We start from the raw sequence: 15,275 nt of genomic DNA, 5'->3' as shown, positions 1-15,275 counted from the left end.
GTGTCGGTGGCGTGCAGCTCGATCCAACGAGGGACCGGCGAGCCGGGGAAGCGCGCCGTGCCACCCGGCGGGACGCCGCCCTCAGCGCCGGGCGGCGAGCTCGGAGCCGACGATCCAGCCCATCCCGAGCGCCGCCAGCAGGCCGTTGCCGGAGGAGTAGCCGGCCGAGTCGGGGCCGGCCAGGCCGACCGCCGTCCCCCCGCCGGCGCGCAGGCCGGGCACGGTGGACCCGTCGGTGCACAGCACCCGGCCGCGGGGGTCGATGCGGGCCCCGCCCTGGGTGGTGAGCACACCGTGGGTCACCCAGGCCGCGTGGAGGACCGTGCCCTCCAGCGGCCGGCCGGGCCGCGGCTCCGCGAGGGAGCCGGCGAGGACGTCGGCGGGCAGGCCGAGCGCGGCGGCGACGGCGGTCGGGCTCTCGAAGCGGCCGAAGGCACCGGCCCGCACCGACTCGCGCATCAGCTCGGACTCCGCGGCGGCGTCCATCGCCCGCTGGTCCCACAGCAGCACGGCCCGCTCCCCCGGCACGCCCCGCAGCACGCCGGCCAGGCCGGAGTAGCCGTACGCGGTCTCGTCGACGAACCGCCGTCCGCCGGCGTCGACGAGGACCGCCCCGAGGAAGGGCAGCGCCGGGTTGAGCCGGGTGCCGTGCCCGGCGACCACCAGCCCGTGCCGGAGGCAGGCGGACATGTTGCCGAACGCGGCGCCGAGCTCCCGCAGCCACGGGACGGCGTCGCCCGTGCTGGCGCTGGTGCCCCCGAAGAACGGCTCGCCCAGCGCGGCGCAGTGCTCGCGCATGAGCTCGGGGTTGGCGCCGAACCCGTCGCAGGCGAGGACGACGGTGCCGGCGCGCACCTCCTGGCGGGCGCCGTTCTGCTCGACGACGACGCCGGTGACGCCCGCGCCGCCGGTGAGCAGGCCGACCGCGGGCGCGCCGTCCACGACCGCGACGCCCGGCAGCCCGGCCAGCGCAGCGCGCAGGTGCGCCATCAGCCGGCCGCCGCCGCGCCGGCCGACGTCGGTGTGCAGCCGCGGCACCGACATCCCCGCCCGCGGCATGTCGGTGCCCAGCTCGACCGGGTAGCCGAGGGCGTCGGCGATCCACTCCACGTACTCCGGCGCCGCCCGGCACAGCGCGAGGACCAGCTCCCGCGCCTCCTCGTCGCCGCTGGCGGCCAGGATCTCCCCGGCGTGCTGCTCCGGGGAGTCCTCGATCCCCAGCTCGCGCTGGAAGCGGGTGCCGCCGGCGGCCAGGCTGCCGCTGGAGATCGCCGAGTTGCTGCCGTCGCGCAGGTCCTTGTCGAACACCGCGACGGTCAGGCCGGGGTGCCGGCCGGCGCGCAGCGCGGTCATCGTGCCGAAGCCGCCGGCCCCGACGACCGCGACGTCGACCTCCACGGTCTCGGTCATGGTCGGACCGGGACGACGGGGGCGGCGGTGCGGCCGGTGCCGTAGAAGTCGCGGGCCGCGTCGACCAGCGCGCGGGGTGGCTGGGCGTGGTGGAAGCCGCGGCGGGAGGGCCGCAGCCCGGTGCGGCGGTACTGCGCGGCGCGCAGCTCGGCCACCTGCAGGCAGGTGCCGATCGAGTCGAGGACCGGCACCTCGTCGACCCGGGCGACGCCCTGGTCGGCGAGGAACACGTTGAGCGGCCCCTCCCCCGGCACGATCACCGTGGCTCCCTGGTCGACCACCTCCCGGGCGGCGGCGGTGAACGCCTCGACCAGCGGCTCCGGGTCGGCGTAGGCCGCCATCACGTCGGTGAACCGGGCGTCCACCTGGGCGATCGGGCCGACGACCTGGTCGAGCCGGTAGGTCCGCAGGTTGCGGCGCAGCTGCGGCTCGAGCGCCCCGATGAAGTTCACGATGCCCACGCAGTCGCCGAGCGTCGCGGCGACCAGCACCGAGGTGTGCCCGAACGCGACGACCGGGATGTCGACGAGCGTGCGCACCTCCTCGTAGCCGGTGTCGGGCACGGTGGCGATGAGGAAGGCGTCGTAGCCCTCGTCCTGTGCCTGCAGCGCCGCGCCGACGAACTGCTCCCGGTGCAGCCCGGAGAGGTAGGCGTAGCCGATGTGCGTGCCCGGGTAGTCCGAGGGATAGGTGCCCGGCCGCATCCCGTGCAGGTCCACCGTGGTGCCCGGGCCCGCGACGGCGTCCAGGTGGCGCTGCAGGGCGTCCCGGTAGTGCGGGACGTCGTCGAGCACGGTGAAGCTCTGGTGCCAGATCCGCATCTCAGGCCTCCCCGACGGCGGCCAGCAGCTCGGCGTCCCTGCGGTGAGACGCGGCCTGCTGCCCGGCGATCCGGCCGAACACCGCGCCGCGCAGCACCGACGTCGAGCCGGTGTAGTTGGAGTAGTAGAGGCCGGTGAGCTCCCCGGCGGCGTACAGCCCCGGGATGGGGTCGCCGTCGCGGTCGACCACCTCCGAGCGCGGGGTCACCTTCAGGCCGCCGAAGGTGAAGACGTTCGCGGCCATGATCGGCAGCGCGGTGAACGGCGCCTGCGCGATCGGGGTGCCCCAGTTCGACTTGGCCGGCGTCAGCCCCCACGTGGCCAGCCCGTCGGGCACCGCCGGGTCGAAGGCGCCGTCGGGGCAGGCGGCGTTGTAGGCGTCCACCGTGGCCTGCAGCCGGTCGGCCGGGACGTCGAGCCTCGCGGCGAGCTCGGCGATCGACGCCGCGGTGATCGCCGGCTGGTCGGTGCGGATCGCCGAGCGGAGGTTGGGCACCGCCGTCCCCCGCGCGTCGAGGACGACGTACGCGACGCCGTCCGGCTGCGCCTGGATGACCCGGGTGACCCGCTCGTACCAGGCGTCGACCGGGCCGCGGGCCTCGTCGACGAACCGCTCCCCGTCGGCGTTGACGAGGATGCCGTAGGGGAAGCAGAAGACCGCCGCCTCGGGCTCGCCGGAGCGCGGGTCGACCGGTTCGGCGTGGAAGAGCGCGAAGTTGCCGGCCGTGGCCGCGCCGGCGGCCAGCGCCATCTCGATGCCCTCGCCCTTGTTCCAGTTGCCGCCGCGGGCGACCGGCCGGGTGGTCAGCGCCCGCTCGCCGGTGTAGCGGGCCATCATCTCGGCGTTGCCCTGGAACCCGCCGCAGGCCAGGACGACGGCGCCGCGGTGGCGCACCGGGCCGTCGGGCGTCGTCGTCTCGACGCCGGTGACCACGCCGTCCTCCACGACGAGCGCGCGGGCGGTGGTGCGGAAGCGGAACTCGACGCCGGCCTCCCGGGCCGCCGCGCCGAGCGTCTCCACGATCGCCAGCCCGCCGCCCACCGGCGCCCACCGGGTGGTCGAGGTGGTGAGGAACGGGGTGGGCAGCTGCTCGAAGCGCAGCCCGTGCGTGGTCATCCAGCGCAGCGTGGGCCCGGCCTACTCGGCGAAGGTCTCCACGTAGTCGGGGTCGACGACGTGCGAGCCGCGGGTGAGCCCGGAGCGGCGGGCCGCGTCGCGGGTCGTCTCGATCACGAGGCCCGGGTCCGGGTGGCCCATGACGTCCCCGAGCAGCGTCTCCTCGAGCCCGTCGGCGGCCTCGTCCAGCGAGCGCATCCGCAGGAAGGCCTCGGTGTAGCGGGTGTTGCCGCCGCTCTCGGCCTCCGGCGCCCGCTCGAGGACGACGACCCGCGCCCCCTCTTGCGAGGCGGCGACGGCCGCGGTCAGTCCGGCGACCCCGGCCCCGACCACCACCACGTCGTACGTCTGTGCCATCACAGGGCACCCACCACGTCGGCGGCCGACCGGACCGCGGCGAACAGCGGCAGGGTCGTGGTGACCGCGAACTCGTGCGCGGCCGGTGAGAACGAGGCGCACATGTCCTCGACGACGACCACCTGGAACCCGGCGTCGCCGGCGTGCCGGGCCGCGGACTCCACGACCAGGTTGGTGGCGACCCCGCCGAGGACCAGCGTGCGGATGCCTTCCGCGTGCAGGACGTGCAGCAGCGGGGTGCCGACGAAGGGGTCCACGCAGCCCTTGTCCACCACCGGCTCGCCGTCGATCGGCGCGAGGTCGGCGACGATCGCGGCCTCCGGGGAGCCGGCCAGCATGGCCCGGCCCTGCGGATAGGCGTCGAAGCGCGGGAGCCGGTTGGTGCGCAGCGCGTAGGTGGGGTCGAACGCCAGGCGCACGTGCGCGACGAACAGGCCGGCCGCGCGGGCGGCGGCGAGCACCTCGGCGGCGGTCTGGACGACCTTGCGCTCGGCGACCTGGTCGGCCAGCACCGGCATGCGGCCGAGCGGGCCGTGCTCGCACAGCGCCACCTGGTAGTCCAGGAGCAGCAGCGCGGTGTCGGGTCGGGTCATCAGGAGGGTCCTGTCCTCTCGGGGGGTGGGGTTCGGCGGGCCGGTCACCACGCGGACCAGCCGCCGTCGACGTAGACGACCTGGCCGGTGACGTAGGCCGAGGCGGGTGAGGCGAGCAGCAGCAGCGGGCCGTCGAGGTCGCGCTCGGGGTCGCCGAGCCGGCCGAGCATGGTGCGGGCGGCGAACCACTCCAGCCGCTCGGGGTCGGCGGCCAGCGGAGCGGTCATCGCGGTGGGGTAGAAGACCGCCGGCGCCAGGCAGTTGACGGTGACCCCCGAGGGGCCCAGCTCCGCGGCCAGCGCCCGGGTCACGTTCACGACGCCGGCCTTCGAGGCGTAGTAGGCCGACTCGGGCACCGGCCCGACCCGCTCGGCGTAGACGGTGGTGAGGTTGACGATCCGTCCGGCGCCCAGCGCCGCCATCCGCCGTCCGGCGGCCCGGCCGAGCAGCCAGGTGCCGGTGAGGTTGACCCGGACCACCCGCTCGAACTCCTCGAGCGTCGTCTCGTCGTAGCCCTTGCGCAGCATCACGCCGGCGGCGTTGACCAGGACGTCGAGCCGGCCGTGCCGGGCGAGGACGTCGTCGAAGAGCGCCTCCACCGAGGCCTCGTCGGTGACGTCGCACTCGGCGGTCCCGGTGCCCGGGGCGCGCTCGGCGGTGGTGGCGAGGTCGTCCTTGCGTGCGGCGACGTCGGCGGCGACCACCCGCGCGCCGCGGCCGGCCAGCGCGAGCACGGCCCGCTCGCCGAGACCCCCGGCGGCGGCGCCGACGACCACCGCCACCTGCCCGGTGAGGTCGAACGGGTCGGCGCTCACCGGGCGCCCACCGTGGCGGCGCGGGCCAGGGCGGCGGCGGTGCGGCCGGCGATCCGCCCGAAGACGCCGCTCTTCCCGATCGACGTGCCGGTCATGTAGCCGCCTCCGTGGAAGCCGCCGACCACCTCGCCCGCGGCCAGCAGGCCGGGGATCGGGTCGCCGAACACGTCGCGGACGGCGCACGTCGGGTCGACGGTGAGCCCGCAGTACGTGGCCAGCACGACGGTCGTGCTCGGCTGGGCGTAGAACGGCGGCGTCCGCAGCGGGACCCGCTCCCCCACGCCGCCGGAGAGGTGCACCCGGCCCTGCTCGTCGGGGGTCCCGGCGTCGATCGCCGCGTCGTACCGCTCGACGGTGGCCACCAGCTCCGCGGCGGGCAGGCCCAGCGCGTCGGCCAGCTCGGGCAGGCCGTCGGCGACGGTCAGCAGGCCGCTGCGCTCGCGGGCGGCGAAGTCGTAGATCGGCGTCTCGTCGTCGCTGCGGGCCATCACCCCGGCGTCGAAGACCTGGTAGGTGACGCCGCCGGGCTGGGCCAGGCTCGCGTCGCCCAGCTCCTTGTACGGCCGGGACTCGTCGACGAACCGCCGTCCCTCCCGGTTGACCGCGATCGCGCCCTTGTAGACGGCGAGGATGCCGGTGCCGCGCTCCCCCGGGACGTCCTCGGGGTAGATGCCGTAGGTGCCCTTGACGTAGGGCGTGTCGACGACGCCGGCGCCGAGCTTCATCCCCATGAGCAGGCCGTCGCCCTGGCTGCCCGCTCCACCCTCGCGGCGGGCCAGCCGCATCTGCGGGGCGAACCGGGCCAGCAGCTCCGGGTTCTGCGAGAAGCCGCCGGTCGCGAGGACGACGGCCGCCGCGCGCACCTCGACGACGCCGTCGCCGGTCTCCGCCTCGACCCCGGTGACCCGGCCGTCCTCGGTGAGCAGCCGGCGCACCCGCACTCCGGTGACCACGGGGGCGCCGAGCTCGGCGGCGCGGGCGGTGAGCACGTCGAGCAGCCGGCGGGTGTCGGTGGGGTGCGAGCGCGGCACGCTCTGCCCGGCGGCGGCGTGCACCGTGCCGTAGCGGATCCCCAGGCCCCGGAACCAGCGGTAGGTCTCCTCCTGGTGCGCGCAGTAGGCGTCGACGAGGGCAGGGTCGTTGACGTGGTGCCCGGTGGTCAGGAGGTCGGCGCGCAGCAGGTCGGCGGAGTCCGCGATGCCCTGGGCGGCCTGCTCGTCGGTGCCGGCGAAGGCCGACAGCCCGGCGGACAGGACGGTGCTGCCGCCGGTCTCCTCCCGGCGCTCCAGCAGCACCGCGCGGGCGCCCTGCTCGGCGGCCGACAGCAGCGCGGCGCACCCGGCCAGGCCGCCGCCGACCACGACGACGTCGTAGCCGGGTCCCGGGGCTGCGCTCACCGGGACGCCCACGGCCGGTCGTAGTGCCGCTCCGCGGCCTGGTAGGCGGGCAGGTGGAACAGCTCCTGGCGCACGTGCCAGGCGGCGATCCGGTCGCTGTAGGAGCGGGTCTCGCCCTCGGCGGCCAGGTGGGCGAGCGCGTCGGCGGCGGCCCGGAGCGCGGCGCGCATGACGAAGTTGGCGTACAGCACGAAGGAGAAACCGAGGTCGCCGTACGCCTCCACGCTCAGCTCGGGGGTCTTGCCGCCCTCGACGACGTTGACCACCAGCGGCACCCCGGCCAGCTCGCGGCCGACCCGCGCCAGCTCCTCGACGGTGCGGGGAGCCTCGACGAACAGCACGTCGGCGCCGGCCTCGACGTAGGCCGCGCCGCGGCGGATCGCCTCGTCGATGCCCTCGGCGCTGCGGGCGTCGGTGCGGGCGACGAGCACCAGGGCGTCGTCCTCCCGGGCGTCGCGGGCGGCCTGCAGCTTGGCCTGCATGTGCTCGGCGGGGATGAGCCGGTGGCTGTCGAAGTGCCCGCAGCGCTTGGGCATCTCCTGGTCCTCGAGCTGGATCGCCGCGGCCCCGGCGCGCTCCAGCAGCCGGACCGCCCGCATCGCCGACAGCGGCCCGCCGTACCCCGTGTCGGCGTCCACGACGAGCGGCAGGTCGGCGGCGAGGCCGAGGCGGCCGACGTGCTCGACCACCTCGGGCAGGGTCACCAGGCCGACGTCGGGCAGGCCGTGGACGGCGTTGGCCAGGCCCGCACCGGTGGCGTAGGCGGCGCCGAAGCCGGCCTGCTGGACCAGGCGCAGCCCGGCGGCGTCGGTCACCCCGGGCACGACCAGCGGCCGGCCGGTGGCGCGCGCGTCGGCCAGCGCGGCGCGAAGCGCGGTGCGCCGGTCGTGCGCGCTGCGGGCCGGGCCGATGCCGACGAGGTCGGACGGCAGGGGCACGCCGTCGGGCGAGGGGGGCACGGATCGTCTCCTGGGGGTCGGGGCGGCTGAGCTGGCCCGACCCTGACCGGCGGTGCCGTCCCGGACAACGACCGCGTTCCGCCGTCCGGGACGGCGCGCTCGCCGGGGTCCCGCGCCGGGGAGACTGTTGACCTGGGCAACGACCCGACGACGACAGGAGCTCCATGGCGCACCCGCGGACCCGCCGCAGCCTGTACCTGGTCCTCGGCGCGCTGACCGCCTTCGGGCCGCTGTCCACCGACCTCTACCTGCCGGGCCTGCCGGACATGGCGCGGGTGCTGGGCACCTCCCCCTCGCTGGCGCAGGCGACGATGGCGACCTGCCTGGTGGGCCTGGCCCTCGGGCAGCTGGTCGCCGGACCGCTCAGCGACCGGCTGGGCCGCCGCCGTCCGCTGCTGGCCGGGGTGGCGCTGTTCGTGCTGACCTCCGCGCTGTGCGCGCTGGCGACGTCGGTCTGGCTGCTGCTGGCGCTCCGCTTCGTGCAGGGCCTGGCCGGCGGGGCGGGCATCGTCATCGCGCGGGCCGTGGTGCGCGACCTGTTCGAGGGACGCCGGGCCGCGCAGGTGTTCTCCCAGCTCATGCTGGTCTTCGGGCTGGCGCCGGTGGTCGCCCCGGTGGTCGGCGGCCAGATCCTGCGGTTCGCCGACTGGCGGGGGCTGTTCGTGGCGCTGGCGGTGATCGGCGCGCTGATCCTGCTGGGGTCGCGCGCCGCCCTGCCCGAGACGCTGCCGCCGGCCGCGCGGCACACCACGGGATCCCGCGCCCAGCTGCGCCAGCTGGGCGGCCTGGTCACCGACCGGACCTTCGCGGGCCACATGGCCGTGAGCGGGCTGCACGGCGCGACGCTGTTCGCCTACATCTCGATGAGCTCGTTCGTGCTGCAGGAGGAGTACGGCCTGGGCCCGCAGGGCTTCTCGCTGGTGTTCGCCGCCAACGCGGTCGGCCTGGTGCTCGGCGCCCAGCTCAACGGCGCGCTCGTCATGCGCCTGGGCCCGGCGCGGCTGCTGGTCGTCGCGCTGGCCGCCATCGTCACGGCCGCGGCGGCGCTGGTCGCCGGCGCCCTCACCGGCCACCTGGCCGCGCTGCTCGTGCCGCTGTTCCTCGTCATCACCTGCGTCGGCGGGATCGGGGCGAACAACACCGCGCTCGCGCTGGGGCCGCACGCGTCGTCGGCCGGGTCCGCCGCGGCGCTGCTCGGGATGACCTCGTTCGGCGTCGGCGCCGTGCTGCCGCCGGTGGCCTCGCTGCTCGGCACCACCGGGACGGTGATGGCCGCGACGATGCTCACGACGAGCGCCCTCTCGCTGGCCCTCGTCCTCACCGTCGTCCGGCCGTGGCGTCGCCCCGAGCCGGCGGCCGTGCCGGAGGCGGTGCTGTCGCCCGCGACGCCCTAGTCGGGCCGGGACCGGACCCGCGGTGTGGTCGCCGTCCTCGCGCTACAGCGCGGGTCCGGCGGCGCCCCGGTGAGGTCGGCCGGCCCCAGCCAGGGCCGAAGTGGCCACGATGGCCCTCCGAGGACGACGGCCCCCGAGGACGACGGCGTTCAGCGTCCGTCGATGCGGTTGCGGGCGATGACCTGCGCGGCGATGACGTTGCGCTGGATCTCGTTGGTCCCCTCGCCGACGATCATCAGCGGCGCGTCGCGGTAGTACCGCTCCACGTCGTACTCCTTGGAGTAGCCGTAGCCGCCGTGCACCCGCAGCGCGTCGAGGGTGACCTGCGCGGCGACCTCGGAGGCGAACAGCTTGGCCATCCCGGCCTCCAGGTCGCTGCGCTCGCCGGAGTCGAAGCGCTCCGCCGCGTCGACCGTCATCAGGCGGGCCGCCCGCACCTTGGTGGCCATGTCGGCGATGAGGTTGCCGACCGCCTGGTGCTGCCAGATCGGCCGCCCGAAGGTCTCCCGCTCCTGGCTGTAGCGCACCGCGTCGTCCAGCGCGGCCTGGGCCACTCCGACCGCGCGGGCGGCCACCTGGATCCGGCCCACCTCGAGGCCGGACATCATCTGCGCCCATCCGTGGCCGGGCACGCCACCGAGCACCCGGCCGGCCGGCACCCGGACCCCGTCGAGGGCGACCTCGCAGGCCTCCACCCCCCGGTAGCCGAGCTTGGGCAGGCCGGGCGAGACGGTCAGGCCGGGGGCGGGCTCCACCAGCAGCACGCTGATGCCGGCGTGCCGGGGCCGCGCGTCGGCGTCGGTCTTGCACAGCAGCGCGAACAGGCCGGCGTGCGCGGCGTTGGAGATCCAGGTCTTCGAGCCGGTGACGACGAGGTCGCCGCCGTCGGGCCGGGCGACGGTCCGCATGGCCTGCAGGTCGCTGCCGCCACCCGGTTCGGTGAGGGCCATCGTGGCGCGCAGCGAGCCGTCGGCCATGCCCGGCAGGTACCGCTGCCGCTGCTCGTCGGTGCCGAAGCGGGTCAGCAGGTAGGCGACCACCGAGTGGCCGCCGATGGCGCCGGCCAGGCTCATCCAGCCGCGCGCGAGCTCGGCGCTGACCCGTGCGAAGGCCGGCGTCCCGAGCCCGGTGCCGCCGTACTCCTCCGGCACGAGCAGCCCGAAGAAGCCGAGCTGCTTCATCGCCTCGATCAGCGGCTCGGGGTACACGTCGTCCCGCTCGAACTCGCGGACACGCGGGCGGACCTGCTCGTCGACGAAGGCGGCGACCATGTCGACCAGCTCCTGGTCCGGCGCAACTCCCATGGACAGCCTCCTCTGTTGGCGAAGTTCGCCAGGAGAACGGGCGTACTTCGTGATCCATGACACACGCGACGTGCCGTGAGACTGCCGATAGTGCCCACATGGCACGCCGCCTCTCCACCGCGAGCACCTCGATCCAGCGCCGGATCGCCCTCGCCCCCGCTCCGTCACCCTGGTGGCGCAGCGCCGTCGTCTACCAGGTCTACCTGCGCTCGTTCGCCGACAGCGACGGCGACGGCATCGGCGACCTGGCCGGTCTGCGCAGCAAGCTGCCCTACCTGGCCTGGCTGGGCGTGGACGCGGTCTGGATCAACCCGCACTACCCCTCCGGCGGTGCCGACGGCGGGTACGACGTCATCGACTACCGCGCCGTCGACCCGGAGTACGGCGACGTCAGCGAGCTCGAGGCGCTGGTGGACGACGCCCGCCGGGTGGGCCTGCGGGTGCTGCTCGACGTCGTTCCCAACCACACCTCCGACCAGCACGCGTGGTTCCGGACGGCGCTCGCCGACCCCGACTCACCCGAGGCCGCGCGCTACCACTTCGCGCCGCCGTCGGAGGAGCCGCCGAACAACTGGCAGTCCCTCTTCGGCGGGCCGGCCTGGTCGCGCACCCCCGACGGCCGGTGGTACCTGCACCTGTTCGCCCCCGAGCAGCCCGACCTCAACTGGCGGGACCCGGCCGTCGCGGCCGACTTCGAGCGCACCCTGCGGTTCTGGCTCGACCGGGGGGTGAGCGGCTTCCGCGTCGACGTCGCCTACGGCCTCTTCAAGGACGCCGCGCTGCGGGACAATCCCGGCTTCTACGCCCCCACCCTCTTCGGCCACGGACCGGAGCAGGCGATGACCTGGAACCAGCCCGAGGTGCACGACGTGTGGCGGCGCTGGCGCGAGATCTGCGACGAGTACCCCGACACGATGCTGGTCGGCGAGGTCTGCCTGGCCGACCTGGACCAGGTGGCGCTGTACTCGCGGCCCGACGAGATGCACCAGGCGCTGTCGTTCCGGCTGCTGAAGTCGTCGTGGGAGACCGGCTCGTTCGCCGAGGCGATCTCCGGCGCCCTGGCGGCCTACGGGCAGGTCGGCGCGCCGGTCTCCTGGGTGCTCGGCAACCACGACAAGGAGCGCCAGGTCACCCGCTTCGGCGGCGGGCCGGTTGGCGCCGCGCGCGCCCGCGCGGCCGCGCTGCTGATGCTGGCCCTGCCGGGCTCGGCCTACCTCTACGCCGGTGACGAGCTGGGGCTGCCCCAGGCCACCGTCCCCGACGAGGCCAAGAAGGACCCGATCTTCCTGCGCAGCGGCGGGGCCCGGGCCGGCCGGGACGGCTGCCGCGTCCCGATGCCGTGGAACTCCACCCCCGGGGTCGGCTTCTCCCCCGACGGCGCCCAGGACCCGTGGCTGCCGGTCCCGCCGGAGTGGCGCCGCTACGCCGTCTCCCGGCAGGCCGAGCACACCGGCTCGATGCTGCACCTGCACCGGCAGGCGCTGGCTGTCCGCAAGGCCCACCCGGCGTTCAGCTCCGGCGAGGCGACGGTGAGCACGCAGGGCGACGTCCTGACGGTCCGCTCGGTCGGCGCCGACGAGACGGTGCGGTGCGTGGTCAACATGGGCGCCGAGACGGTGCTGGTCCGCTGCCGCGGCACCCTGCTGATGGCCTCGACGGCGCACGTGCACCACTCGGCCGGCAGCGTCGCACTGCCGCCGAACACCGCCGTCTGGCTGGTCGAGCACTGACCGCGCGGTACCGACCGTCGGGACTGCGGCGGTCGGTACCCGGTGCGGGTCACCGGACGGCGACGACGACCTTGCCGACGGCCTGACCGTCGAGCACCCGGCGCACGGCGGCGGCCGTCTCCGCGAGCGGGAACACCCGGTCGACCAGCGGGGTGACCGCGCCGGAGGCGATCAGCTCGTCCAGCACCGCGAGGTCCGCGGCGTTCTCCCGGGCGACGAAGGTGCCCAGGTGCTGGCGGAGGAACGGGGACAGCGCCTGCGCCCGCAGCTGCCGGTCGGTGCCGCCCAGCCACCGGCCGCCGTTCTCGCCGCCGACGATGACCAGCCGGCCGCGCGGGGTGAGCGCCCGGCGGAGGTGGGCCAGCCGGCGGTTGCCGCCGATGTCGAGGACGACGTCATAGCGCTGCCGGCCGTCGGTCGGGTCCTCGCGAGTGTGGTCGACGACGTGGTCGGCACCCAGCGCCCGGACCGCCTCGACCTTCGACGTCCGGCACACGCCGGTGACCTCGGCCCCGTACGCCTTGGCGATCTGGACGGCGAAGCTGCCCACCCCGCCCGAGGCGCCGATGACCAGCACCCGCTGCCCGGACCGCACCCGCCCGTGGTCGCGCACCGCCTGCAGGGCGGTGAGCCCGGAGATCGGCGCGGCCGCCGCCTGCTCGGGCGGCAGCGCGGACGGACGGGCCACGAGCTTGGCCGCGGGGGCGGTCGCGTACTCGGCGAAGCAGGCCGAGCCGACGCCGTAGACCTCGTCGCCGGGCCCGAACCCGCTCACCCCCGTCCCGACGGCGACCACCGTGCCGGCCAGGGTGCGTCCGGGGTTGGCCGCCTTGGGACGGCGGACGCCGAAGCCGGCCGCCCGGATCGGGTAGGGCAGCCCGGCCATCACGTGCCAGGTGCCCATGTCGACGCTCGCGGCGCGCACCCGGACGAGCACCTCGCCGTCGCCGGGCACCGGCAGGTCGCGCTCGCCGACGCGGAGGACCTCCTCCGGGGCGGCTCCGTAGCGGTCCTGCACCACGGCCGTCATGCACTCGGCGCGCGTGGCGCCCTCGGTCCGACCGGTCATCGTGCGGCTCCGTTCCTGAGGGGACTTACGCCGTAAGTATGGTACTTACGGCGTAAGGTCGTCAAGAGCCGGAACTCAGGAGGTGCCGATGACCGAGGGCCCACGCCGAACGCGCACCCCGCTCAGCCGCGAGCGGGTGCTCCGGGTCGCCGTCGCTCTGGCCGACGAGATCGGCGTCGAGGCACTGAGCATGCGCAAGCTCGGCGAGGCCCTCGGCGTCGAGGCCATGTCGCTCTACAACCACGTGGCCAACAAGGACGACCTGCTCGACGGCATGGTCGACGTCGTCTTCGCCGAGATCGAGCTGCCCTCCCCCACGGCCGGCTGGCGGACGGCGCTGCGCGGCCGCGCCGTCTCGGTCCGCGAGGCGCTCACCCGGCACCGCTGGGCGATCGGCCTCATGGAGTCGCGGACCTCACCCGGCCCGGAGACGCTGCGCCAGCACGACGCCGTCCTCGGCTGCCTGCGCGGCGCCGGGTTCTCGGTCGCGCTGGCCGCGCACGCGTACTCGCTGATCGACAGCTACGTCTACGGCTTCGCCCTGCAGGAGCGCGGGCTGCCGTTCGACACCGCCGAGGAGGCCGCCGAGCTCGCGCCGGCGATGCTGGCGGCGTTCCCGGACGGGGCCTATCCGCACATGGTCGAGATCATGACCGAGCACGTCCTGCGGCCCGGCTACTCCTACGGCGCCGAGTTCGCCTTCGGGCTCGACCTGCTCCTCGACGGCCTGGAGCGCGCCGCCGCAGGCGGTTGAGCCGGCCCTGCACGCCGCGCGGCTGACCGGACCGCGCCGGGCGACCCCACGGCAGTCCTCGCCGCGCGTAGCCTCCGACCACGGAGCCGCTCAGGCTCCCGATGAGGGAGCTCCCATGGCCGACAAGTCCCCCCGGCACTCGATGTCGAAGAAGTCCGGCAAGTCCCTCAAGGAGAAGCGCACCGAGCGCAAGGCGAAGGCCGACACCACGACCCAGATGGAACGGCTGACGCACGACAAGAAGCACTGAGCGCACCGGGCACCGCCACCTCCCCCGGACGGTGCCGACACGACGGCGGTCGATCGGCGCGGTGACCGGACGGTGCCGGCCGACGCTGCCATGACCGCGACCGGTCCGAGAGCTGAGCGGCCCCCTTCCCATGGGACCACCGTCCGTGATCGACTGCGCTCCTTCCGCCGCGGCGGCGGCGTTTTCCCGGCACTGGGGGCAGCGATGTCGTTGGAGCAGGACGTGGCGGCGGCCCGCCGGGCCGTCGACGCACTCGAGCAGGCCTGCGGCCCGCTCACCCGACGCTTCGGGGACACCGTGGACTCACGCCGACTCAAGATCGACGTCGCCCGGCTGCGCGACGACCTCAACCTGCTGTGCGGCAGCGCCCGCGGGGTCGAGGTCGTCGGGGCCCGGGCGTACGACCCGGTCATGTGGGACGACGGCTACGACGGCGAAGTGAGCACTCCGGGCCGCAGCCTCCGGTGACGGCCACTGCGCCCCGCGGGACCGGAGCGGTCACCCCGGGTGGAGGGAACGGGGCCCACCCCCCGCGCCGCGCCGCGATCGCGGCCCGCACGCTGCGCACGGACCGCTGGTGGGTGCAGCCGCTGCTCACCGTCCTGGCGCTGCTCGCGTTCATCGCCTACTCGTCGTTCCGGGCGTTCCAGAACGCGTACTACTTCGCCGAGCCCTACATCTCGCCGTTCTACTCGCCGTGCCTCACCACGGCCTGCGAGGGCGACACCTTCCCGGAGCTGTTCACCGGCCCGTCGTGGATCTCCCCCGCGATCTACATCCTGATCTTCCCGCTGGGCATCCGGATGACCTGCTACTACTACCGGAAGGCCTACTACCGGTCGTTCTGGCTCTCGCCGCCGGCCTGCGCGGTCGCCGAGCCGCACCGGCGCTACACCGGGGAGTCGCGGCTCCCGCTGCTGGGCCAGAACGTGCACCGCTACTTCCTCTACGCGGCCCTGGTCATCAACGTCATCCTGTTCTACGACGCCGTCCTCGCCTTCCGCGACGAGACCGGCGCGTGGGGGCACATGGGCCTGGGCACGCTCATCCTGCTGGCCAACGCCACGCTGCTGGCCCTCTACTCGCTGTCCTGCCACTCGTGCCGGCACATCGTCGGCGGCCGGCTGAACTCCTTCTCGCGGCACCCGCTGCGCTACCGGTTCTGGACGGTCGTCTCGCGCCTGAACGGCCGGCACATGCAGTTCGCGTGGGCCTCGCTGGTCAGCGTCGCGCTGGCCGACTTCTACGTCTTCCTGCTGGCCACGGGCACGATCTCCGACCTTCGCTTCTTCTGAGCAGGAGTTC

General features: G+C 75.0%; 16 protein-coding genes. 6 read left to right on the top strand and 10 right to left on the bottom strand.

Annotation, left to right across the window (positions count from 1 at the left end; genetic code table 11):
- Nucleotides 1-81: 81 nt before the first annotated feature.
- Genes MY520_RS14625 through MY520_RS14590 form a run of 8 tightly spaced genes read right to left on the bottom strand, consistent with a single transcriptional unit; the run spans nt 82 to nt 7,469 of the window.
- Nucleotides 82-1,410, bottom strand: coding sequence for an FAD-dependent oxidoreductase (locus tag MY520_RS14625; RefSeq protein WP_436692924.1), 1,329 nt, complete (start codon nt 1,408-1,410; stop codon nt 82-84).
- Nucleotides 1,407-2,231: an aspartate/glutamate racemase family protein gene (locus tag MY520_RS14620; protein ID WP_436692922.1), complete on the bottom strand. Its 825-nt coding sequence runs from the start codon at nt 2,229-2,231 to the stop codon at nt 1,407-1,409. The genes MY520_RS14625 and MY520_RS14620 overlap by 4 nt, the downstream gene beginning before the upstream one ends.
- Before the next feature lies 1 nt (nt 2,232).
- Nucleotides 2,233-3,348 (bottom strand): FAD-binding protein, encoded by a 1,116-nt coding sequence (locus tag MY520_RS14615; protein ID WP_436692921.1) that lies wholly within the window; start codon nt 3,346-3,348, stop codon nt 2,233-2,235.
- Between the two features lie 21 nt (nt 3,349-3,369).
- Nucleotides 3,370-3,705 (bottom strand): FAD-dependent oxidoreductase, encoded by a 336-nt coding sequence (locus tag MY520_RS14610; protein ID WP_436692919.1) that lies wholly within the window; start codon nt 3,703-3,705, stop codon nt 3,370-3,372.
- On the bottom strand, nt 3,705-4,298 hold the full coding sequence (locus tag MY520_RS14605; protein ID WP_436692917.1) for a cysteine hydrolase family protein: 594 nt from the start codon (nt 4,296-4,298) through the stop codon (nt 3,705-3,707). Before MY520_RS14605 ends, MY520_RS14610 begins: the two co-directional genes overlap by 1 nt.
- A 44-nt stretch (nt 4,299-4,342) precedes the next feature.
- The gene (locus MY520_RS14600) at nt 4,343-5,113 is read right to left on the bottom strand and encodes an SDR family NAD(P)-dependent oxidoreductase (RefSeq protein WP_436692916.1); all 771 of its coding nucleotides are present in this window, start codon (nt 5,111-5,113) and stop codon (nt 4,343-4,345) included.
- Nucleotides 5,110-6,510: an FAD-dependent oxidoreductase gene (locus MY520_RS14595; protein WP_436692914.1), complete on the bottom strand. Its 1,401-nt coding sequence runs from the start codon at nt 6,508-6,510 to the stop codon at nt 5,110-5,112. Before MY520_RS14595 ends, MY520_RS14600 begins: the two co-directional genes overlap by 4 nt.
- Nucleotides 6,507-7,469: an isocitrate lyase/PEP mutase family protein gene (locus MY520_RS14590; protein WP_436692913.1), complete on the bottom strand. Its 963-nt coding sequence runs from the start codon at nt 7,467-7,469 to the stop codon at nt 6,507-6,509. Before MY520_RS14590 ends, MY520_RS14595 begins: the two co-directional genes overlap by 4 nt.
- 164 nt (nt 7,470-7,633) lie before the next feature.
- Between MY520_RS14590 and MY520_RS14585 the strand changes: the two genes are divergently transcribed.
- The gene (locus tag MY520_RS14585; protein WP_436692911.1) at nt 7,634-8,863 is read left to right on the top strand and encodes a multidrug effflux MFS transporter; all 1,230 of its coding nucleotides are present in this window, start codon (nt 7,634-7,636) and stop codon (nt 8,861-8,863) included.
- Between the two features lie 149 nt (nt 8,864-9,012).
- On the opposite strand, the gene MY520_RS14580 is transcribed toward MY520_RS14585, so the two are convergent.
- Nucleotides 9,013-10,167 (bottom strand): acyl-CoA dehydrogenase family protein, encoded by a 1,155-nt coding sequence (locus MY520_RS14580; RefSeq protein ID WP_436692909.1) that lies wholly within the window; start codon nt 10,165-10,167, stop codon nt 9,013-9,015.
- A gap of 98 nt (nt 10,168-10,265) precedes the next feature.
- On the opposite strand from MY520_RS14580, the gene MY520_RS14575 reads away from it, so the two are divergent.
- A complete protein-coding gene (locus tag MY520_RS14575) occupies nt 10,266-11,897 on the top strand; it encodes a glycoside hydrolase family 13 protein (protein ID WP_436692908.1) in 1,632 nt (543 codons plus the stop codon).
- Between the two features lie 49 nt (nt 11,898-11,946).
- On the opposite strand, the gene MY520_RS14570 is transcribed toward MY520_RS14575, so the two are convergent.
- A complete protein-coding gene (locus MY520_RS14570; protein ID WP_436692906.1) occupies nt 11,947-12,966 on the bottom strand; it encodes an NAD(P)-dependent alcohol dehydrogenase in 1,020 nt (339 codons plus the stop codon).
- 88 nt (nt 12,967-13,054) lie between these two features.
- Between MY520_RS14570 and MY520_RS14565 the strand changes: the two genes are divergently transcribed.
- The 4 genes from MY520_RS14565 to MY520_RS14550 all read left to right on the top strand — a co-directional run bounded on the left by MY520_RS14565 (nt 13,055) and on the right by MY520_RS14550 (nt 15,265).
- Nucleotides 13,055-13,720: a TetR/AcrR family transcriptional regulator C-terminal domain-containing protein gene (locus tag MY520_RS14565; RefSeq protein ID WP_436692904.1), complete on the top strand. Its 666-nt coding sequence runs from the start codon at nt 13,055-13,057 to the stop codon at nt 13,718-13,720.
- Nucleotides 13,721-13,835: 115 nt separating this feature from the next.
- On the top strand, nt 13,836-13,970 hold the full coding sequence (locus tag MY520_RS14560; RefSeq protein ID WP_436692902.1) for a hypothetical protein: 135 nt from the start codon (nt 13,836-13,838) through the stop codon (nt 13,968-13,970).
- A gap of 204 nt (nt 13,971-14,174) precedes the next feature.
- Nucleotides 14,175-14,438: a hypothetical protein gene (locus tag MY520_RS14555; RefSeq protein WP_436692901.1), complete on the top strand. Its 264-nt coding sequence runs from the start codon at nt 14,175-14,177 to the stop codon at nt 14,436-14,438.
- Nucleotides 14,435-15,265, top strand: coding sequence for a hypothetical protein (locus MY520_RS14550; RefSeq protein ID WP_436692899.1), 831 nt, complete (start codon nt 14,435-14,437; stop codon nt 15,263-15,265). The genes MY520_RS14555 and MY520_RS14550 overlap by 4 nt, the downstream gene beginning before the upstream one ends.
- Nucleotides 15,266-15,275: the final 10 nt, after the last annotated feature.

The organism is Geodermatophilus sp. CPCC 205506 (assembly GCF_051383635.1).
GTDB lineage: Bacteria > Actinomycetota > Actinomycetes > Mycobacteriales > Geodermatophilaceae > Geodermatophilus.
The sequence above is the reverse complement of the archived record's forward strand: the minus strand, read 5'-3'. Positions and strand labels throughout refer to the sequence as shown.